Annotated in this window: 17 protein-coding genes and 1 tRNA gene; 12 read left to right on the plus strand and 6 right to left on the minus strand. The window is 72.6% G+C overall.

Features of this window, described 5'->3' with window-relative positions; translation table 11 throughout:
- Positions 1-73 precede the first annotated feature (73 nt).
- Entirely contained in the window at positions 74-955 is an 882-nt protein-coding gene (locus AB0D49_RS07345; RefSeq protein ID WP_362752249.1) for a bifunctional DNA primase/polymerase, read from the plus strand.
- A 137-nt stretch (positions 956-1,092) separates the two neighbouring features.
- On the opposite strand, the gene AB0D49_RS07350 is transcribed toward AB0D49_RS07345, so the two are convergent.
- A complete protein-coding gene (locus AB0D49_RS07350; protein ID WP_362752253.1) occupies positions 1,093-2,133 on the minus strand; it encodes a helix-turn-helix domain-containing protein in 1,041 nt (346 codons plus the stop codon).
- Between the two features lie 182 nt (positions 2,134-2,315).
- On the opposite strand from AB0D49_RS07350, the gene AB0D49_RS07355 reads away from it, so the two are divergent.
- A complete protein-coding gene (locus AB0D49_RS07355; RefSeq protein ID WP_362752256.1) occupies positions 2,316-3,713 on the plus strand; it encodes an erythromycin esterase family protein in 1,398 nt (465 codons plus the stop codon).
- Between the two features lie 76 nt (positions 3,714-3,789).
- Here AB0D49_RS07355 and AB0D49_RS07360 read toward each other — a convergent pair.
- Positions 3,790-3,876, minus strand: a tRNA-Ser gene (locus AB0D49_RS07360).
- A 62-nt stretch (positions 3,877-3,938) separates the two neighbouring features.
- Positions 3,939-5,378 (minus strand): trypsin-like peptidase domain-containing protein, encoded by a 1,440-nt coding sequence (locus AB0D49_RS07365; protein ID WP_362752259.1) that lies wholly within the window; start codon positions 5,376-5,378, stop codon positions 3,939-3,941.
- Between the two features lie 264 nt (positions 5,379-5,642).
- Here AB0D49_RS07365 and AB0D49_RS07370 point away from each other — a divergent pair, with 264 nt between their 5' ends.
- From AB0D49_RS07370 to AB0D49_RS07380, 3 genes are all read left to right on the plus strand, one after another.
- A complete protein-coding gene (locus tag AB0D49_RS07370; RefSeq protein WP_362752262.1) occupies positions 5,643-6,470 on the plus strand; it encodes a glycerophosphodiester phosphodiesterase in 828 nt (275 codons plus the stop codon).
- 391 nt (positions 6,471-6,861) lie between these two features.
- Positions 6,862-7,413 carry an ATP-binding protein gene (locus AB0D49_RS07375; protein ID WP_362752265.1) on the plus strand — a complete coding sequence of 184 codons (552 nt, stop codon included), beginning with the start codon at positions 6,862-6,864 and terminating at the stop codon, positions 7,411-7,413.
- Between the two features lie 505 nt (positions 7,414-7,918).
- Complete coding sequence (locus tag AB0D49_RS07380) at positions 7,919-8,884, plus strand: DUF5926 family protein (RefSeq protein WP_362752268.1); 966 nt, start codon at positions 7,919-7,921, stop codon at positions 8,882-8,884.
- A 335-nt stretch (positions 8,885-9,219) separates the two neighbouring features.
- Here AB0D49_RS07380 and AB0D49_RS07385 read toward each other — a convergent pair whose 3' ends face one another.
- Both AB0D49_RS07385 and AB0D49_RS07390 read right to left on the minus strand, forming a co-directional pair.
- Entirely contained in the window at positions 9,220-9,903 is a 684-nt protein-coding gene (locus AB0D49_RS07385) for a hypothetical protein (protein ID WP_362752271.1), read from the minus strand.
- 56 nt (positions 9,904-9,959) lie between these two features.
- Positions 9,960-10,625, minus strand: a complete 666-nt coding sequence (locus AB0D49_RS07390) for a bifunctional DNA primase/polymerase (protein ID WP_362752274.1) — start codon at positions 10,623-10,625, stop codon at positions 9,960-9,962.
- A 630-nt stretch (positions 10,626-11,255) separates the two neighbouring features.
- Here AB0D49_RS07390 and AB0D49_RS07395 point away from each other — a divergent pair.
- The 3 genes from AB0D49_RS07395 to AB0D49_RS07405 all read left to right on the plus strand — a co-directional run bounded on the left by AB0D49_RS07395 (position 11,256) and on the right by AB0D49_RS07405 (position 15,536).
- A complete protein-coding gene (locus tag AB0D49_RS07395) occupies positions 11,256-12,773 on the plus strand; it encodes a PP2C family protein-serine/threonine phosphatase (RefSeq protein ID WP_362752277.1) in 1,518 nt (505 codons plus the stop codon).
- A gap of 225 nt (positions 12,774-12,998) precedes the next feature.
- Positions 12,999-14,450: an aminopeptidase P family protein gene (locus AB0D49_RS07400; RefSeq protein WP_362753398.1), complete on the plus strand. Its 1,452-nt coding sequence runs from the start codon at positions 12,999-13,001 to the stop codon at positions 14,448-14,450.
- A 279-nt stretch (positions 14,451-14,729) separates the two neighbouring features.
- Positions 14,730-15,536 carry a triphosphoribosyl-dephospho-CoA synthase gene (locus AB0D49_RS07405; protein ID WP_362752280.1) on the plus strand — a complete coding sequence of 269 codons (807 nt, stop codon included), beginning with the start codon at positions 14,730-14,732 and terminating at the stop codon, positions 15,534-15,536.
- Positions 15,537-15,550: 14 nt separating this feature from the next.
- On the opposite strand, the gene AB0D49_RS07410 is transcribed toward AB0D49_RS07405, so the two are convergent.
- Entirely contained in the window at positions 15,551-16,012 is a 462-nt protein-coding gene (locus AB0D49_RS07410) for an ATP-binding protein (RefSeq protein WP_362752282.1), read from the minus strand.
- Positions 16,013-16,289: 277 nt separating this feature from the next.
- Here AB0D49_RS07410 and AB0D49_RS07415 point away from each other — a divergent pair, with 277 nt between their 5' ends.
- From AB0D49_RS07415 to AB0D49_RS07430, 4 genes are all read left to right on the plus strand, one after another.
- Entirely contained in the window at positions 16,290-17,114 is an 825-nt protein-coding gene (locus tag AB0D49_RS07415; RefSeq protein ID WP_362752285.1) for a hypothetical protein, read from the plus strand.
- 287 nt (positions 17,115-17,401) lie between these two features.
- Entirely contained in the window at positions 17,402-18,199 is a 798-nt protein-coding gene (locus AB0D49_RS07420; protein WP_362752288.1) for a YcnI family protein, read from the plus strand.
- Between the two features lie 76 nt (positions 18,200-18,275).
- A complete protein-coding gene (locus tag AB0D49_RS07425) occupies positions 18,276-18,929 on the plus strand; it encodes an SCO family protein (RefSeq protein WP_362752291.1) in 654 nt (217 codons plus the stop codon).
- Entirely contained in the window at positions 18,926-19,498 is a 573-nt protein-coding gene (locus tag AB0D49_RS07430; RefSeq protein ID WP_362752294.1) for a copper chaperone PCu(A)C, read from the plus strand. The genes AB0D49_RS07425 and AB0D49_RS07430 overlap by 4 nt, the downstream gene beginning before the upstream one ends.
- The last annotated feature ends 7 nt before the right edge of the window (positions 19,499-19,505 follow it).

Here is a 19,505-nt window from a genome sequence, read left to right on the forward strand (position 1 = left end):
CCCCGCCGACCGGCCGGGCGCGTCGCGTTCGACCCCTCTTCCCTTTCTCGAACAGACGTACGAAAATAGAGCCATGGCGACCATCGACCGGCAGGCCGGCACACTGGCCCTCGCATACGCCCTGTCAGCCGCGGAGCGCGGTCTGGCGGTCATCCCGCTGTCCCGGACGAAGCTGCCGGCACTGCGGTCCCCGCACCGCGAGTCCTCGACGCCCACCTCGTCCGCCCCCTGTCACGGTGCGTGCGGACGCCTCGGGCACGGGGTCTACGACGCCTCGACCGACCCGGCCCGCGTCCGGCGGATGTTCGCCGCCGCGCCCTGGGCCACCGGCTACGGCATCGCCTGCGGACTGTCCCCGCACCACCTCATCGGCATCGACCTGGACACCAAGTCGGGCACCGACTCGACGGCCGCGCTGCGCGAACTGGCGCTGCGGCATCTGTTCACCATCCCGCCGACGGTCGTCGTCCTCACCCCCTCCGGCGGCCGGCACCTGTGGCTGTGCGGCCCGCCGGACATGGTGATCCCCAACTCCGCCGGACGGCTGGCCCCCGGCATCGACATCCGGGGCGCGGGCGGCTACCTGGTCGGCCCCGGCTCCCGTACCGAGTTCGGCGTGTACGCGACCACACCGGGCACCGCGCATCTGCCCCCGGCGCCGTGTCCGCCGTCCCTGCTGCGGCTGCTGCTGCCACCGCGACCACGCCACGCGGCGCCGTCCGGGAGCGGCGCGGTCGGCGGACTGGGCCTGCTCCACTTCGTCGCCGCGGCCCACGCCGGACAGCGCAACACCCGCCTGTTCTGGGCGGCCTGCCGGGCGTACGAGAACGGAATCGGCCAGGATCTGCTGCCGTCGCTGATCGACGCGGCGGTCTCGACGGGCCTGTCGGAACGGGAGGCACGGGCGACGATCGGGTCGGCGGCACGGTTGGTGGGGTACCGGAGGGGACGGTGAGGTGCGGTGCGGTGCGGTGCGGTGAGGGTGGTACAGCACCGGAGGCCACGGTGAGGCGGATGGGGTACCTCACCGGAGGGCACGGTAAGGCAGGTCGGGTACGGAGGGGACGGCAAGCCGTACGCCTCCGACACCCACTAGCTTCCCCTGCCCTCTTCCCCCTCTCCCTCCCCCTCCCCCTCCCCCTCCGGCTTGGCCGCGATCCCCGTGAGGACCCGGTGCGCCGCTCGATAGCCGCGGGGACTGGTCCCGGTGCGCCGCTGGAAGTGATGGCGGAGGTTGGCGGAGGAACCGAACCCGGTGCGGGCGGCGATCTGTTCGACCGGTGTCTCGCTGTTCTCCAGCAGCAGTTGCGCCCGCTGGAGCCGGACGCCGAGCAGGTACTGGAGCGGCGGCTGTCCGGTACGGGCCCGGAAACGCCGGTTCAGGCTGCTGACGCTGACACCGGCGTGGGCGGCGATCTCGTCGAGGGTGAGCGGACGGTGGAGGTTGGTTTCCAGCCACTCCAGGGTGGGGCCGATGTCGACGCCCCGTTCGACGGCCTCGCGTTCGATCTCCTGGTGATCGGCGGCGACCTGGTCGTGGAACGGCAGCAGGATGCGCCGGGCGACCTCGGCGGCGACCCGTACGCCATGGTCGCGTTCGACCAGGTCGACGGCGAGGTCGAGCCCGCCGAAGACTCCGGCGGCGGTGTGGAAGGGCCCGTCGGCGACCGAGGGCTCGCCCGACGGCACGGTCGTCACGCGCGGAAACAGCGCGGTGAACTCCGCGAGCCGGGGCCAGGAGGTGGTCGCGCGGCGCCCGTCGAGGAGTCCGAGGGCGGCGAGAGTGAAGGAGCCGGTGCCGACGGCGGCCATCCGGCAGCCCCGGGCGGCGCACCCGCGTAGGGCGTCGGCGAGGGCGGGCGCGGGCGGCTCACGGTAGGCGCGGTGCCCGGTGACGAGGACGGTGTCCCCGGCGCCGAGCGCCCCGAGCGTGTCCAGCCCGTGGGGCACGGCGAACCGCAGCACGGGTTCGCCGGTCTCGACGGTGCCGGTGGCGGCGCAGACCCGTACGTCGTACTCGACCGTACGGAAGGCCGTGGCGGCGGTGGTGAAGACCATCGGGCCGACGGTCAGCTGATGGCCGGGCACTCCGTCGGCGACGAGTACGGCGATGACGGCGGCACGGGACTCCATGACCAGAATTTAGCGCAGGCTGAGCAGAGCACCGCTTTTTTTGCGGTACGGGGCCCCTGAGGATGAGGACAGGCACCGGAAGCGAGGGGACGCCCGGGAGCCGCGCCTCGTGGCCACGAGCTGCACCGACCCGTCCGCACACCTCCGCGCATCTGCGCGCACCTCTCCGAGGGGAGACCTCTGTGCCCAGCTCACACCCCGGCCCGGCGTATCTGACCGGCACCGCCATCGCCTTGGTGACGGCCCTGGCCCTCACCTCGTCACCGGCGACGGCGACGACGGCACCGACACCACGAGCCCCCGCACACCCCGTGGCGACAACGCACTCCCCCTCCCCGGACCGCCCCGTCATCAGGGCCCTGGACGCCCACGCGAAACCCCTGCGCACCACGACCCCGCAGGCCCCCTCCACCGCGGACCTCACCGCCCTCACCCGGATGACGGCGGACGCGACCGTCGTCGGCGTCGGCGAGGCCACCCACGGCTCGAAGGAACTGTTCCAGCTGAAGGACCGCCTCTTCCGGCACCTCGTCCGCAGCGCGGACTTCCGGGTCTTCGCGCTGGAGATGTCCTGGTCGGCGGGGGCGCGGATCGACACATACGTCCGCACCGGCGAGGGCGATCTGCGCCAGATCATGGCCGAGGAGTTCCAGGGCTCGTTCGGCGACTGGAACAACCAGGAGTTCCTGACCCTGTTCACCTGGATGCGCGGGTACAACCGCACGGCCCCGCCCGGCGACCAACTGCGTGTCATGGGCAATGACATCGGGGACGTCAACCGCGCCCAGTACGCCCGCATCCTCACCTGGGCCGACGAGCACCGCCCGGACCTGGCCCCGCAACTCCGCCGCCACTACGCCGGACTGCTCGCCCTGCCCGCCACCATGGAAGCCCGCGTCCAGGCCCTGGTCTCGGCCCCGCGCACCGAGCGGCAGGCGTACGACACCTCGGCGAAGGCGGCGTACGACCTGCTGGAGCGGGCGGGCGACACGGACCCCTGGATCCTCCAGGACGCCCGGGTGGTCGCCCAGATGACGACCCTCTTCGCCCATGAACTCCAGGACCAGGACCAGCAGGCCGAACCCAACCGGCACCGCGACCGGGCGATGGCCGAGAACACGGTCTGGTGGCAGCGCCAGACCGGCGACCGCGTCCTGGTCTCCGCCCACAACGCCCACCTCGCCTACGAGTCCCCGAACCCGACGTCCCACCCGGTGGTGCAGGGCTCGTTCCTGCGCGACCTGATCGGCGACGCGTACGTCGCGATCGGCACGTCGATCCACAGCGGCGCGTACCGCGCGATGAACCTGGACACCGGCCAGTACCAGGTCTTCGACACCGGCCCGGCGGCCCCCGACAGCAACGAACACCTCCTGGACCGCGCCCGCCCCCGTGACTACTACGTCGACCTCCGCGCCCTTACCCCCCACCCGGCGGCGGGCCCGTGGCTGGCCACCCCCCGCCCCACGTTCGTGGTCCCCAGCTCCTTCACGACCGAGCGCCCCCCGGTGGCGATGTCCCGCTCCTTCGACATCCTGATCCACCTGCACCGCGTGAACGCGTCGATCCCCCTCCCGTAACCCCGCCCCCGTCCCCGAAAAACCCGTAAGGCCCTCTGCCGACGGCTGACGCCGGTCAGAGGGCCTTACGAAGACGCGGTGGGTGTGGGATTTGAACCCACGGTGACATCGCTGCCACGACGGTTTTCAAGACCGTTCCCTTAGGCCGCTCGGGCAACCCACCCCGGGCCGGGGTGGTGATCCCCGGCGCGGGGACAAGAGTAACCGGGTTCGGTCGGGGGTGGGTCAGCTGTCGCCGACTCGGGAGTCGAGGGTCACGTCGACGGTGTTGGTCTTGCCGCCGCGCTCGTAGGTGAGGGTGACCTTGTCGCCGGGCTTGTGGGTCCAGATCTCGCCGATCAGGGTGGGGCCGCTGTCGATCACCCGGTTGTCCAACTTGGTGATCACATCGCCGGGCTTGAGGCCCGCGTCGGCCGCCGGGCCGCCCGGCTCCACCGCCTCGGCGCCGCCCGCCCCGGTGTCGGTGATCTTCGCGCCGCCGGTGCCCTCCTCCAGGGAGACGGAGGCGCCGATCCTGGCGTACACCGGCTTGCCGGTCTTGATCAGTTCCTGGGCGACGTACTTGGCCTGGTTGATCGGGATGGCGAAGCCCAGGCCGATCGAGCCGGACTGGCTGGTGCCGCCGAAGCCGTTGCCGGAGGACTGGATCGCGGAGTTGATGCCGATCACATTGCCCTTGGCGTCCAGCAGCGGGCCACCGGAGTTGCCCGGGTTGATGGACGCGTCGGTCTGGAGCGCGCTCATGTACGACGCGTTGGAGCCGCTGCCGTCGCTGGACGCGACCGGGCGGTTCTTGGCGCTGATGATGCCGGTCGTCACCGTGTTCGACAGGCCGAAGGGGGCGCCGATCGCGATCGTCGAGTCGCCCACGGCCACCTGGTCGGAGTTGCCGAGGGTCAGCGGCTTCAGGTCCGACGGGGCGCTCTTGAGCTTCACCACCGCCACGTCGTAGCCCTGCGCGTTGCCGATCACCTCGGCGTCGTACTTCTTGCCGCTCGGGAAGGTCACGCTCAGGGTGCCGCCGTCGACGGCGTCGGCCACGACATGGTTGTTGGTGATGATGTGGCCCTCGGTGTCGAACACGAAGCCCGTGCCCGTGCCGCCCTCGCCGCTGCTGGAGGCGGCCTCGATGGTGACCGTGCTCGGCAGGGCCGTCGCGGCGACTCCGGCGACCGTGCCCGGGTCGCGCTTGAGGTCGCCGCCGCTGTCGGCGGCCGAGACCGTGGTGGAGCTGGTCTCGTCGTTGTCCTTCGCCAGGGTGTAGCCCAGGCCGCCGCCGAGGCCGCCCGCGACCAGCGCGGCCACCAGCACACCGGCGAGCAGCCCGCCACGGCCGCGCCCCGAGCCGGACTTCGGCGCGGGCGTCGGCTGCTGGAACGCGGCGCCCCAGGGATCGCCCGGACCGTCCGGACCGCCCGCCGCCGGGGGCGCCGGGGGCGGCCAGGAGGCGTCCGGCGCGGAGCCGCCGTACCCGGGGACGGTGGCGTCGGGGGGTGGTGCCGTCGCGTAGGCGGGCGCCGGCTCGTACCCCGGGGTCGCCGGGGTGCCCGGCGGGAGCGGGGGCGTCGGCGCGGCGGCCTGCGGGGAGGCTGCGGGAGTGTCCACCGGCACGGGAGGTGCGGACGGGGCCGGTGGTACCGCGGTGCCCTCGTTCTCGGTGCTCACAGCTGCTCTCCTCGATCCACGGTCATCGTCACGGGTGGGCCCGGTGAGGGCCGGTCTCCGTCTCCACTGTCTTCACTCGCCCGCGTGTGTCCGCACGCACACGCACGCAGGTGTGTGCCATCAGCTTTTCCCACCGGCTGTCAGAGCACCATAAGCCGAGCCTGTGTATCCCTGACTGTTCTTTATATGGGAATACATGTGATGTTTCGGATTTATTGGGCTTAACGGATGCATGCCGACGTCCCCCGATGGCACCATGTCGCGGTGACCCACGCACCCCGGCGCGGCATCCAGGTCGTCGCCCACCGCGGCGCCTCCGAGGACGCCCCCGAACACACGCTCGCCGCGTACAGAAAGGCGATCGAGGACGGCGCCGACGCCCTCGAATGCGATGTACGTCTCACCGCCGACGGCCATCTCGTCTGTGTCCACGACCGCCGCGTCAACCGTACGTCCAACGGCCGCGGTGCCGTCTCCGCGCTGGAGCTGGCCGAACTCGCCGCCCTGGACTTCGGCTCCTGGAAGCGGACCGAGGCGTACCGCACGCGCGACGAGGAGCCCGACTGGGAGCACCGGCCCGAGGACCCGGCCGACACCTCCGTCCTCACCCTCGAACGGCTCCTGGAGCTGGTCGCGGACGCCGGGCGCCGGGTGGAGCTGGCGATCGAGACCAAGCACCCCACCCGCTGGGCCGGACAGGTCGAGGAGCGGCTGCTGCACCTCCTCAAGCGCTTCGGCCTGGACGCCCCGGCCGCCCCGGAGGAGTCCGCGGTACGGGTGATGAGCTTCTCCGCGCGCTCCCTGCACCGCGTCCGCGCCGCCGCGCCGACCCTGCCCACCGTCTATCTCATGCAGTTCGCCTCGCCCCGGCTGCGCGACGGACGGCTGCCCGCCGGGGTCCGGATCGCCGGCCCCTCGATCCGGATCGTCCGCCACCACCCGGCCTACGTCGAACGCTTCCGGCGCGCCGGGCACCAGGTGCACGTCTGGACCGTCAACGAGCCCGAGGACGTCGACCTCTGTGTCGACCTCGGCATCGACGCCATCATCACCAACCGGCCCCGCGCGGTCCTGCGCCACCTCGGCCGCTGAGGGGACGAGATGACGAGGGGACGAGGGGACGGCGGGGCGCATCGGCACAGCCGGTCCGTGAAGACGCCTGGGCCGTAAAGAAGCCCGGACTGTGAAGAGGCCTGGGCTGTAAAGAGACCAGGACTGTAAAGAAACCTGCCGGTCTCTTGACCGCGCCCCCGCCGCCCCGCCATTCTCCGGTCTCGGCCACGCCGTTTATTTCCAGCCACACACGCATCGCCTCTTGACAGTCTCCTGACGGGCTCCTGACGCCCTCGTCACAAGGTGTGCACCGGCGCGTTCGGTCCGTGTTCGATCCAGGTGAGTGCGTCACAGCACATGGGTTGGCCGGTTTCCGGTTCAGGCCAAGGGGGCATCCACACCGTGGCGTGGGGCGAAGGAGGTCTCGGGGGTGGCGTTGGTGGTGGCACAGGAGGTGCCCACGTCGTCGAGCATGGCCGTACCCCATGGCCCTGCGGGCGTGGGGAAGGCGAGACACCGGATGCGCGATCAGTTGCGCACGGGCGGTGTGGCCGAATCGGTCATTGACGATGCTGTGTTGATCCTTTCCGAACTGTTGAGCAATGCCTGCAAACACGGCCGCCCCCTGGGCGAGGCCCTGGCCGGGGACGGGGACGTCCGGGCCGCCTGGCGGGTGGACGCCCGCGGCCGGCTGATCGTCGAGGTCACGGACGGCGGCGGACCCACCCGCCCCGCCCCGGCCACCCCGTCCGTCACGGCACACGGCGGCCGGGGGCTGAACATCATCACGGCACTGGCCGACGACTGGGGCGTCCGGGACGACGCCCGGGGCGAGGTCACGGTGTGGGTCGTGGTCCACGACGACGTACGCGACCGGGCGTCCGCCCATCGCCGCGACGACTTCGCGGCCCGGGTCGGGGCGCCCGCGCTCTCGGCGATCCCGGACCTGGACTTCGCGGACGCGTTCGACGACATCGACTGAGCGGGCGAAACCCGGTCATGTGCAGCGGCTTCATGTGGTGGGCGGCACAGGACGGCTGACGCGAGCGCAGGGGTGGCGCGGGCACGGCTGACGCAAGCGCGGTTGACGCGGGCACGGCTGGAACTGGTACGGCTGATACGGCCGTGGTTGGCGTGGGCACGGCTAGCACAGGCACAGCTGGCACTGGCACGGCTGACGCGGGCACGGCCTGCACTGGCACGGCTAGCACAGGCACAGCTGACGCGGACACGGCGGGCACAGGCACAGCTGACGCGGGCACAGCTGCCACGGGAACGGCTGACGCGGGCGTCATCCTCCTGGCGCCCGATCCATCACGCCCCCCATATGTCCCGCCCCCACGCCTCACGCCCCCATACGTCACCCCCCGCACACCGCGCCCGCACACCCGTCCCGCATCCCCACCCCCGCCGCCTCCCGTCCCCCCGCACCCGAGCGGCTAGGCTCGCGCCCGTACCAGAAGAGCCGCCTCCGGGAGACACCCACCATGGCCAAGAAGCGACCCCAGACGAAGGGCGCGCGCCCACAGCTCACGGACGGAGAGGTTCCGGTCGTCGGCGCGCGGGAGCCCTGCCCCTGCGGCAGTGGCCGCCGCTACAAGGCGTGTCATGGCCGCGCCGCCGCACAGGCCGTGACGGAGCTGGTGCACCGGCCGTTCGAGGGCCTGCCCGGTGAATGCGACTGGGTGGCGCTGCGCGAACTGGTCCCGGCCGCGACCGCCGAGCTGCACCTCAAGGGCGGGCTGCCGGACGGCGTCCCGTCGGTCACGCTCGCCACGGTGCTGCCGATGGCCTGGCCCGCGCTGCGCCGCGACGACGGCTCGGTGCTGATCGGCCTCCAGAACGACACCGCCTCCGGCGACATCAGCCGTGATCTCGCCGACACCCTCGCCCAGGCGCTGACCGCGACACCGGGCACGCCGGTGCAGGGGCGGCGTGTCCCGGCCGACGGGCCCCGGCTCCAGGATCTGCTGGACCCGGAGGGCGCGTTCACGCCCGTCGTGCACACCGGTTTCGAGTTCTGGGTGCCGGACTCGGAGAACGCCTCCGCGGAGGTGACCGCCTCCCTGGAGCGGGCCAACGCCGCCGCCATCCCCACCGTCAAGCTGACCGGTGTGGACGCCGCGTACTGGTGCGAGGCCCCCGACAAGAACCATCTGCGCTGGGTCATGCCGCACCCGGAGGAGCAGCTGCTCGACGCGCTGGCCCGGCTGCACGCGGCCGGGCGCTCGGGGCTCGGCGAGGGCACCCGCCTGGTGGGCTCGTTCCGGGCGCACGGTCTGACCGTGCCGGTGTGGGACCTGCCGAGCGGGACGGGCGCGGAGGACATCGAGAAGCCGGCCGCGGAGTTCGCCGAGCGGCTGGCCGTCGCGCTGGCCACGGACGCGCCGCTCACCGGCGAGGAGCGGCGGGCCCGCGGCGGTCTCACCAACCGTCAGGTCACGCTCAGCTGATCCGCCGCCCGGCAGGTCACGCTCAGCTGATCCGCCGCCCAGCCCGGCACGGCACCGGGCGCGGCACCCCGGAGGGCGGCACCGAGAAACCCCCCGGGGTCGCCCCGCCCGGCGATCACACCCCGCGATTGCGCGCCAACTCCCGTATGCAACAAGCCAGTCGGAGTCCAAATCGGCGGGCATTTCCCGAGATCGAATTTGCTAACAGCCGATCTCTTGTTACCGTTCCAGTAGCCCGGTTGCTGGTGCATCCCCCGTCGCCAGCAACCGGGTCTTCTCATGCCCGCCGCCGGTACGGCGTCCAGGGCCCGGTCCGCCGCCCGCCGCCGCGCCGGTCAACTGCCCGTGGACGGGTCCCAGTTCGCCGGAGTCGAGTTGCTTCCCGCGCGCAGCAGCGAGGGCCCGGCGCCCGCCGCGTCCGCGAACTCCGCGACCGCCGTGTACTGCGCCGGTTCGGCGCGGGTCCGCTCCCTCGGGGTCGAGCAGTGCGCCGGTTCGTCCTCCGCGCCGACCGGACAGTGCAGGGTCACCGTGCGTCCGCCGGGGCCCATCAGGGTGAGGACGGCGGTCAGCGGGGCGCCGGTGGCGTTGCGGTAGTAGGTGCGGGCCCAGGTGTCCTCGCCCTGGGTGAGCACACATGTCTGCGCCTCGATGCCCTCGGGCGAGGTGAGTTCGGGACCGCAGCGGGCGGCGGTGGCGAGACCGAGGGTCAGGGGGGTGGCGGAGCCGGAGACCCGGGGGGACGGCTGGGACGCCGCACCAGCGGAGTCGCCGTCCGGGGAGCCCTGGGAGAACGGGGAGTCCAGGGACCCCAGGGAGCCTGGAGAGCCTGGAGAGTCCGGGGCGGTCCTGTCGGTCCCGTCGCTCCCGTCCCGCCCCGTCGGGGACGCCGCCGTACCGGCCGTACTGCCGGCACGGCCCGTGCTCGTACCGCCCGCCGGTCCCGCGGAGGCGACCGCCAGGGGGAGGACGACAGCACTCACCGCGAGGCCCGCGAGGGCGAGAAGACGGGGGTTCATGCGAGGGACGATAACGAGCGGGGACGGGCGCCCGGTTCCGGCGGCGCCCGACACCCCTACAACTCGGGCGCGCTCACACCCGTACGAGTGAGCACCTCGACGACCGTGTCGACCACGGCCTCCACATCGGGCACCCAGGGGGAGGCCGAGCCGGGCAGCGGCGCGCGCTCCCAGCGGATCTCGCCCTGGCCGGTGACGGATGGCGGCAGGGCCAGATAGCCGCCCTCGCCGTGGAACCGCAGGGAGCCGGGGACGAAGTCCTTGGCGTACAGCAGTTCGCCCAGCTGGGCCATCGAGTACGGACGGACCAGCAGCGCCCAGCGGGTGGGCGAGGCGACGACCGGGCCGAGCCGGATGCCCTTGTGGTCCAGCGCGTCGAGCGCGCGGGCGGCGGCGGGCGCGGGCAGGCTCACCGCGCAGGGCGCGGCGCCGCCGGTGGCGAGGACGATGGGGGCGGTGGGGCGGTTGGCCCACCACCAGCGGACCATCCGCGCGTCGGTGGTGGCCGCGAGCAGCCCGGGGTCGAAGGGGTGGGCCCCGGGGACCGTGCATTCGGGGTCGGGGCAGCCGCAGCGGGACCGGCCCTGCGGGTCGGCCGCCACACCCGGGAGTATCGGCCACTGCCACTGTGTCGCGAAGGTCAAAGCCGCGCCGACCAGCTCAGGTCTCCCGTCGTTCCGCCTGGACAGGAGCCTGCGTCGCCTTCCGAGGATCTCGCGCATGAGCGCTCGTTCCTTTCCGTTGCACGCCTGGCAACACCGTGGGCCACATCACACCATGTGTCGATCACTTCACTGTGCGTACCTTTGGGCGCATCACACCCCTGCCGTGAGCACGGGGAACCCCTATGGGTCGAGCGTCGGCTGCGTCCGCTGCCGTCGCGTCCATACCGCGTGTATCTGCGTCTATCAGAAGCATGGACGTGGCGTGGGGTGGCGAAGTATGGCGTTTTCGGGTCGCGCTCTTACTCTTCGCCGCCACCACGAGAGGATGGGGCACGGTCGTCGGTGGCTAAGACGCCCGGGTCCGCCACCAGGTTCCGGGTGACACTCAACCACCCCTGGCCTTCACCGAGTACGTACCCATCACGACCGCTGTGACGCTCCGTTCGAGCAAGGCCAGTCGACCTCAATCACCCGATCCATGAGTCAGTTTTAGGCCAACTTTGCCTTTCCACAAGGGGAACGGTGATCTGTCTCTTCGGACGCTTGGACACCAGGAATCCCAGCAGGACAATGCTGGACATCCCCTCACGAGTGCGTGTACATGTGGAGACACTGCTAGCGGCGCAGAATGACATGGGGGTTTGCGATGCTTTGGAGCAGTACGCACCGGCCGGAAAGCCGGACACCATGAACGCCCCGCACCCTCCGAAAGTGGCCGGAATCGATTCCACGGTTCCCTCATCCGCACACACTGTCGCGCCCTCGCCGGTGGTCCCGGGCTCCACGGCGGTCACTTCCGGCCCAGGAGGCGACCCGGGAAGCGACCCGGGGACGGGCCCGGCGAACGGCCCGGGAGCCGGTTCAGGGGCCGACAAGGGAGCCTGTTCGGACGCCTCTCCAGGGGCCGCCCCCGGGGCGCTGCTCCAGGACCGGCTCGCCGGATGGGTCTCCGACCTGACGACCCTGCACGAGCTGACCGAACGGCTGGCCCGGACCGGCACCCTGCCCGACGCCCTCCAGGAACTGCTGCGCGCCGGTGCCGCCTTGGTCGGCGCCCGCCGCGGACTGGTCGCCCTGGAACCGGCCGACGGACTCGGACCCCGCTCCACCGTCGGACTCGGTCTCGCCCCCGCCGACCTCGGCCATCTGGAGACCGTCCCGCGCGCCTCGCTGCCCCACGGCACGCTCCTCGACGGTCCGGGCGTGTCGTCCCACGGGACGAGCGGCGGAGCGGCCGAGGCGGTACGGGCCGATCTGCTCGCCGAGGAGGGGCTCGACCCGCGTCACCGGGAGGTCGCCGCCCGGCTGGGCTACGCCGCGAGTTACGCCCTGCCGCTCACCGGCACGGACGCCGGCCGCCTCGGTGCCGCCGTCTGGCTGTACGACGAACCCGCCGCGCCCGCCGAGCGGATGCGGCACCTCGCCGGGCTGTACACCCGCTACGCCGGGGAGCATCTCGCCCGGCTGCTGGAGGTCGAGCGCACCCGCGCCGCGCTGGCCACCGTCGCCGAAGAGTTGCTGCCCTCCCGGCTGCCCCGGGTCTCCGGCGTCCAGCTCGCCGCCCGGCACCGCACCGGGCCGCGCGGTGGCGGCGACTGGTACGACGCGCTGCCGCTGCCCGACGCGGCGCTCGGACTGGCGGTGGGCTCGGTGACCGGGTCGGGGCCGAGCGCGGTCGCCGCGATGGGGCGGCTGCGGGCCTCGCTGCGCGCGTACGCCGTGATGGAGGGCGAGGACCCGGTGGCGGTGCTGTCCGATCTGGAGCTGCTGCTGCGGCTCACCGAGCCCGCCCGGTCGGCCACCGCGCTGTTCGCCTACGTCGAGCCCGCGCTCGGCAAGCTCACCCTCGCCGGGGCCGGGCACTGTCCGCCGCTGCTGATCGGCGAGCGGCGCACCGAGTTCGTGGAGACATCCGTGTCCGCGCCGCTCGGCATGCTCGCCTGCTGGGAGGCGCCCAGCGTGGAGGTCCAGGCGGAGGCGGGCGAGACGGTGCTCCTCTACACCGACGGACTGCTCCAGCGCACCGGCGACCCGGTCGACCGCGCGTTCGCCCGGCTGCACTCGGCGGCGGCCGGGGTGCCCAAGGCGGTCCGCCACGACCCCGAGGCGCTCACCGAGCACGTACTGCGCGCGGTCCTGCCGGACGGGCTGGACACGGCGGACAGCGACGAGGACGTGGTGATGCTGGCGGCACGCTTCGAGTAGGCGGGCGGTAGCCGCACGTAACGGGGCATTCCGGTTGCCGTGCCCCCTTCCGTACGTCCGTACGATGGACGGGGCCGTGCCACAGGAGTGCGGTCGCCAGGGGTGCCGCAGCGGGCTTGGCGGTGCCGTGCCGATGCCGTACGCAGGAGGAAGACCGTGGCCGACCAGCTCACCCCGGAGACCCCGGAGAACCTGGAGAACCCGGACGTCGAGCCCGGGGACGCGCTGGAGAGCGACGCGGAGGGCGAGTCCGGCAAGCCGGTCAAGCAGCGCAAGAACGGGCTGTACCCCGGGGTGTCCGACGAGCTGGCCGAGAGCATGAAGTCCGGCTGGGCCGACACCGAGCTGCGCGACCTCGCGCCGATCGCGCAGGCCGCCGAGACCGCCGCCCGGCGCGCCGCGCTCTCCGAGCGGTTCCCCGGCGAGCGGCTGGTGGTGCCCGCGGGCAACCTCAAGACCCGCTCCAACGACACCGAGTACCCGTTCCGGGCGTCGGTCGAGTACGCGTACCTCACCGGCAACCAGACCGAGGACGGCGTCCTGGTGCTGGAGCCGCGCGTGAGCGGCGGCCACACCGCCACCATCTACCTCCTCCCCCGCTCCGACCGGGAGAACGGCGAGTTCTGGCTCAGCGGCCAGGGCGAGCTGTGGGTCGGCCGCCGCCACTCGCTCGGCGAGGCGGAGCGGCTGTACGGCGTCCCCGCCTCCGACGTGCGACGGCTCCCGGACGCGCTGCGCGAGGCCACCGGCCCGGTGCGGGTGGTGCGCGGCTACGACGCCGGGATCGAGGCCGCCCTCACCGACAAGGTCACCGCCGAGCGGGACGAGGAGCTGCGGGTCTTCCTCTCGGAGCAGCGGCTGGTCAAGGACGACTTCGAGATCGGGGAACTCCAGAAGGCCGTCGACTCCACCGTGCGGGGCTTCGAGGACGTCGTCCGCGTGCTCGACAAGGCGGAGGCCACGTCGGAGCGGTACATCGAGGGCACGTTCTTCCTGCGCGCCCGGGTCGAGGGCAACGACGTCGGCTACGGCTCCATCTGCGCCTCCGGGGCACACGCCTGCACGCTGCACTGGGTGCGCAACGACGGGCCCGTGCGCTCCGGCGACCTGCTGCTGCTCGACGCGGGCGTCGAGACCCACACGTACTACACCGCGGACGTCACGCGGACGCTGCCGGTGAACGGGCGGTTCAGCGCGATCCAGCGCAAGATCTACGACGCCGTGTACGACGCCCAGGAGGCCGGTATCGCGGCGGTGCGGCCGGGGGCGAAGTACCGGGACTTCCATGACGCGTCGCAGCGGGTGCTGGCGGAGCGGCTGGTGGAGTGGGGGCTCGTGGAAGGGCCGGTCGAGCGGGTCCTGGAGCTGGGGCTCCAGCGGCGGTGGACGCTGCACGGGACGGGGCACATGCTCGGCATGGACGTCCATGACTGCGCGGCGGCGCGGACCGAGTCGTATGTGGACGGGGTGCTCGAGCCGGGGATGTGCCTGACGGTGGAGCCGGGGCTGTACTTCCAGGCCGATGATCTGACCGTGCCGGAGGAGTACCGGGGGATCGGGGTGCGGATCGAGGATGACGTGCTGGTGACGGGGGAGGGGAACCGGAACCTTAGCGCTGCGCTGCCTCGGGAGGGGGCGGCGGTGGAGGCTTGGATGGCGGGGTTGTTGCGGGGGTGAGCCTTGGGGCGGGGGCGTTTTCGGGTGCGGGTGCGGGTGCGTGGGGGTTTTCGCGCAGTTCCCCGCGCCCCTGAGGGGTGGGTTGTCGGGTGCGGGTGCGTGGGGGGATTTTGCGCAGTTCCCCGCGCCCCTGGAGGGGTGCGTCGTCGGGTGCCGGTGCGTGGGGGGAATTCGCGCAGTTCCCCGCGCCCCTGAAGGGCGCGTTCCTGGAGGGCGCGTTCCTGGAAGGTGGGGGTGGGGGGACAGGGGATTCACAGGGGTGGTTCGTAAGGTACGACGATGCAGAACCGGGTGGATGAGGCGCTGGCGCAGGCGGCTGTTTCGGCGTTGACGGGGCAGTTGGTGCTGGCGCCCAAGCCGGGGCTGCCCGATCCGCGCGACCTCGGCGCCACGGACGGCCGGGACCATCGCAGCCTGCGCTGGACGGCGAAGGCACTGGCGCCCGGCCTCGCGGCGATGGCGGCGGCGGCCCGGCGCGCCGGGGAGCCGACGGAGCAGTTGCGGGGGGAGCTGGGCGCGATCGGGCGCTCGGCGGAGCACACGGTGGGGCTGGCCGGGGGCGGGCACCGGGGCGCCCTGTGGACGCTGGGGCTGCTGGTCGCCGCGGCGGCGCTGACGCCGGACGGTCACCCCATGGACACCGCCCTCACCGTCAAGCGGATCGTCGCGCACACCGACCGCCGCGCCCCGCGCCGCCCGTCCCGGGGATCGACCGTCTCGGCGACCTACGGGGCGGCGGGCGCGCGGGGCGAGGCGCGCGCCGGTTTCCCTCATGTGCGCCGGGCGCTGACCGCGCTCACGGTGGCCCGTGCGTCCGGCGTCCCCGAGGACCACGCCCGGCTGGACGCCCTCCTGACGGTGATGTCCACCCTCCAGGACACGGAACTCCTGCACACCGCCGGACCCCGGGGCCTGCGCCACGTCCAGTCGGGAGCGCGGGCGGTCCTCGAGACCGGCTCCACCTCGACCCCGGCCGGCCGAACGGCCCTGGCCGCCCTGGACACCGACCTCACGGCCCGCGCCCTGAGCCCCCGGGGCAGCGCGGGCCTCCTGGCGGGCGCCCTGTTCCTGGACGCCACCGCCTGAGGCCCGCTCTCCGGCTATACGGCCATCGGCGAAGGGTCCTTGCGCCACTTCAGGAGTTTGTCGAAGCTGACCACCGCTCCGCCCCGGCCCGGTTTGTTGGCGATGTGGACATGGTCGGCGAGTTCACGGATGAGGTAGAGGCCCCGGCCGTTCTCGGCGTCATCCGTGGCCACCGGCAGGGCCGGGGGGCGGGGCGGACGGTCGGCCGTGAAGCCGGGTCCCGAATCCGTGACCTCGATACGGCACATCTCGCCGTCGAGATACGCCGTGACGCGATACGCCCCCGAGAACGCGCCGGGGACACTGCCCCCGCCGTGCTCGACGGCGTTCGCACACGCTTCGCTCAGTGCCACGGAGAGGTCGTACGAGACGTCGGGGTCGACGCCCGCGGTCTCCATGGTGCCGAGCAGCAGGCGCCGGGCGAGCGGGACGCTCGCAGCCTCGCGCCGCAGATGGAGTGACCACCAGATGCTCATGCTCCAGCCTCCTGGCCGCGGCTCGACATACCGTTACGTATTGCCGTTCCCGCCCGTACGCAATCGCGATTTCTCGGTGACTCCGCCCATACAGCGGATGCGAGGGGGGTGGCGGGCGGTGTATGTGGGGCGGGAGTGGTATCGCGAGAACCTCGCGTATCAGGCGTTTCGGGCGGTGGGCCGGGCTTCCGTGCCGGTTCCGGCGGGGCGGTCCGGGGGCCTGGTCCGGGGGCCTGCCGTAAGGGGCGGGTGAGGCCGGTGCGATGATGACCCCGCCATGACTGCCCCCCACCCGCGCACGGTGCGCGCCGGGAGAGACCTCCGGATGCTGCGGGCCGCGGTGTTCGCCGCGGTCTGTGTCGTGCTGTCCGCGGCCGGGCATGTCCTCGCGTCCCGCGCGAGCGTGCCGCTGTGGGCGCTGGCCACCGGTTTCGCCGGGGTGCTCGCCCTCGCCGCGCCGCTCGCCGGGCGCCCGCGGTCCCTGGGTGGGATCGTGGGACTGCTGGCCGTCGGGCAGATCGCGCTGCACGGTCTGTTCGGCCTCGGCCAGCACCGTACGGCGGTCGGCACCGCTGAGGCGGCCCGTGCCGCGGCCGACGCCTCGCTGGTCGAGCGGGCCGCGCGGCTGGTCTGCGGGACCACGGCGGCTGCCCTCAGCCCCGCCGAGGCGCAGCGCATTCTGACCGAGGCGCGGCTGGTGCCGGGGGCGGGGGGCGCGCAGAGCGACGCTCACCATGCCGCCGAGGCGCTGTCCGGGTCCGCCGGGTCCGCCGCCGTGCTGCTGCCGTCCCTGCCGATGCTGCTCGGCCATGTCCTGGCGGCGCTCGCCGCGGGCTGGCTGCTGCGGCGCGGGGATCTGGCGCTGCTGCGGCTGGTGGAGCTGTCCGCCCAGGGGATGGCCGGGCCTGCGGCTCTGCCGGCGCTGCGGGTCGCCCTCGCCCTGGCGCGTGCCCTGTGCGCGGGGCTTCCGGTGGCGCCGGAGCACGGTCCGCGCGCCGTGCGCGCCCCCGACGTCGGGGCCGTCGAGCCGTGCACCGCGGCACTCCAGCACTCCGTGATCCGGCGTGGGCCGCCCGCCGGGGCGTTCGCTCTCGCCGTCTGACGCGACGCCGACGACTCCGCCCAGGTCCTGCTGAGGAGCGGGAGGGCCGCCGCCGTCGCGCGGTCCGTGCGTGCGCCGGAAACGGTCCTGGCCGCCGTCCTCCCGCTCAAGAGCCGGTGGGTCGCGGCACCGGTCCGGGCGCGTACGCCTCTTCCCTTTCGGTTCCGTTTCGGTTCCGTCTCCACGGATCAGCCGGATCATCGACCCGATCTTCAACCGGATCTTCAACCGGATCGTCAACCGGTTCTTCAACCGGATCACTCACTCGGAGTGGAGTGCCTCACCTCATGAAGGCTTCCCGTATCGCCGCCGCCGGGGCCGTCGCCGCCGCGGCCGTCGTCGTCCTCGCCTCCCCCGCCCTCGCGCACGTCAGCGTGCAGCCGGACGGCACCGCCGCCCAGGGCGGCTACGCGGTGGTCGACTTCAAGGTCCCCAATGAGCGCGACGACGCCTCGACCACCAAGCTGGAGGTCAACTTCCCGGCGGAGCACCCGCTGTCCTCGGTGCTCCCGCAGCCGGTACCGGGCTGGACGGCGAAGGTCACCAAGTCCACGCTGGACAAGCCGATCGACGCGCATGGCCAGCAGATCACCGAGGCGGTCACCAAGGTGACGTGGACCGCCACCGGCAAGGGCATAGAGCCGGGCTTCTTCCAGAAGTTCCCGGTCTCCGTCGGCGCCCTGCCCGACACCACCGACGAACTGGTCTTCAAGGCCCTCCAGACGTATTCCAACGACGAGGTCGTGCGGTGGATCGAGGTGCCTCAGGAGGGTCAGGAGGAGCCGGACTATCCGGCTCCGGTGCTCGCGCTGTCCCCCGCGACCGGCGATCACCACGGTTCCGGTTCCGGTTCCGGCGCCGGTTCCGGTTCCGGTTCCGGTTCTGACGGGGCGAGCGCGGAGCCCGCCGCCGACGCTGCCGCCGCCTCCGCCGCCTCCGAGGAGTCCGGCGACTCCACCGACACCACCGCCCGGGTGCTCGGCCTGGTCGGGATCGTCGTCGGCGCCGCGGGAGTGGCGTACGGGGTGCTCGCGGGGCGTCGCCGCGATGCCGGTACCGGTGCCGGGGCGGGTAGTTCCGCCTGACGTCCGTCCTGGGGCGGGCGGGGCGGTCGTACGGCCCCCCGCCCGCCCGGAACTCCATCCAGAGGAAAGTCTCTCCATGCGCAAGAAGACTCTCGCCGCGGCGGCCCTGCTCGCTGCCGCCGCCTTCACCCTCTCCGCCTGCGGCAGCGGCGACGATTCCGGTTCGCCGGTCTCCGTGGTCTCCGAGGAGGCCCCCTCGGACCAGGCGGCGACCGTGCTCGACAAGCCGTTCGAGAAGCCGGACCTGGTGCTGACCGACACCCAGGGCAAGCCGTACGACCTGCGGGCCGAGACCGCGGGCAAGCCGACGCTGATCTACTTCGGCTACACCAACTGCCCCGACGTCTGCCCGCTGACCATGAACAACATCGCAGTCGCCAAGAAGCAGCTGCCGCAGGCCGAACAGGACGAGCTGACCGTCGTGTTCGTCACCACCGACCCCGAGCGGGACACCGCCGAGGCGCTCGGCTCGTGGCTCAAGGGCATCGACTCCCAGGTGGTCGGGCTGACCGGCGACTTCGCCACCATCCAGGCGGGCGCCCGCACCCTCGGCATCTCCATCGAGCCGCCCACCAAGGACGAGGACGGCAAGGTCGTCTCCACCCACGGCACCCAGGTCGTGGCGTTCTCCCCGAAGACCGACGGCGGCTATGTGCTGTACGGCGAGGACGCCACCGTCGACGACTACACCAAGGATCTGCCCAAGCTGATCAAGGGGGAGAACCCGTGAGGTCCGGGCGGCAGTGGCGGCGGGGCGTCGGCGCGGGGGCCGTGCTGCTGGCCGGGGCGCTGACGCTGGCCGGCTGCGGTTCCGGTTCCGGGTCGGATTCCGGTGCAACGGGGCCCGAGCTGTCGGTGAGCGGCGCCTATATGCCGCAGCCCGTCTCCGACTCCATGGCGGCCGGGTTCCTGACCGTCTCCAACAAGGGCGGCGAGCAGGCCGACCTGGTCTCCGTGACGAGTGACATCGGCGAGGTCACCATGCACGAGACCGTCGACGGGGCCATGCGCGCGGTCGAGTCCCTGCCCGTCCCGGCGGACGGCGAACTGGAGCTGGCCAGCGGCGGCAACCATCTGATGTTCGAGAAGCTGACGCGCAAACCGCTGGAAGGCGAGAAGGTCGCCGTGAAACTGCACTTCGCGGGTATCTCACCGGTCGACGTCGAGATTCCGGTGAAGGCCGCGACGTACACCCCGGCGGCGGACCAGTCGTCGGATCAGTCCTCGGATCATTCGTCCGGCACGTCATCCGGTACGTCGTCCGGTACGTCGTCGTCGGTCCACTCGTCCGGCCACTGAGGGAGGG

Source organism: Streptomyces sp. NPDC048290 (assembly GCF_040652095.1).
In the GTDB taxonomy this organism is placed as follows: domain Bacteria; phylum Actinomycetota; class Actinomycetes; order Streptomycetales; family Streptomycetaceae; genus Streptomyces.

Coding starts and splice junctions, on each gene's coding strand:
- AB0D49_RS07345 (WP_362752249.1), top strand. CDS start 74: ATGGCGACCATCGACCGGCAGGCCGGCACACTGGCCCTCGCATACGCC.
- AB0D49_RS07350 (WP_362752253.1), bottom strand. CDS start 2,133: ATGGAGTCCCGTGCCGCCGTCATCGCCGTACTCGTCGCCGACGGAGTG.
- AB0D49_RS07380 (WP_362752268.1), top strand. CDS start 7,919: ATGGCCAAGAAGCGACCCCAGACGAAGGGCGCGCGCCCACAGCTCACG.
- AB0D49_RS07385 (WP_362752271.1), bottom strand. CDS start 9,903: ATGAACCCCCGTCTTCTCGCCCTCGCGGGCCTCGCGGTGAGTGCTGTC.
- AB0D49_RS07390 (WP_362752274.1), bottom strand. CDS start 10,625: ATGCGCGAGATCCTCGGAAGGCGACGCAGGCTCCTGTCCAGGCGGAAC.
- AB0D49_RS07395 (WP_362752277.1), top strand. CDS start 11,256: ATGAACGCCCCGCACCCTCCGAAAGTGGCCGGAATCGATTCCACGGTT.
- AB0D49_RS07405 (WP_362752280.1), top strand. CDS start 14,730: ATGCAGAACCGGGTGGATGAGGCGCTGGCGCAGGCGGCTGTTTCGGCG.
- AB0D49_RS07410 (WP_362752282.1), bottom strand. CDS start 16,012: ATGAGCATCTGGTGGTCACTCCATCTGCGGCGCGAGGCTGCGAGCGTC.
- AB0D49_RS07415 (WP_362752285.1), top strand. CDS start 16,290: ATGACTGCCCCCCACCCGCGCACGGTGCGCGCCGGGAGAGACCTCCGG.
- AB0D49_RS07420 (WP_362752288.1), top strand. CDS start 17,402: ATGAAGGCTTCCCGTATCGCCGCCGCCGGGGCCGTCGCCGCCGCGGCC.
- AB0D49_RS07425 (WP_362752291.1), top strand. CDS start 18,276: ATGCGCAAGAAGACTCTCGCCGCGGCGGCCCTGCTCGCTGCCGCCGCC.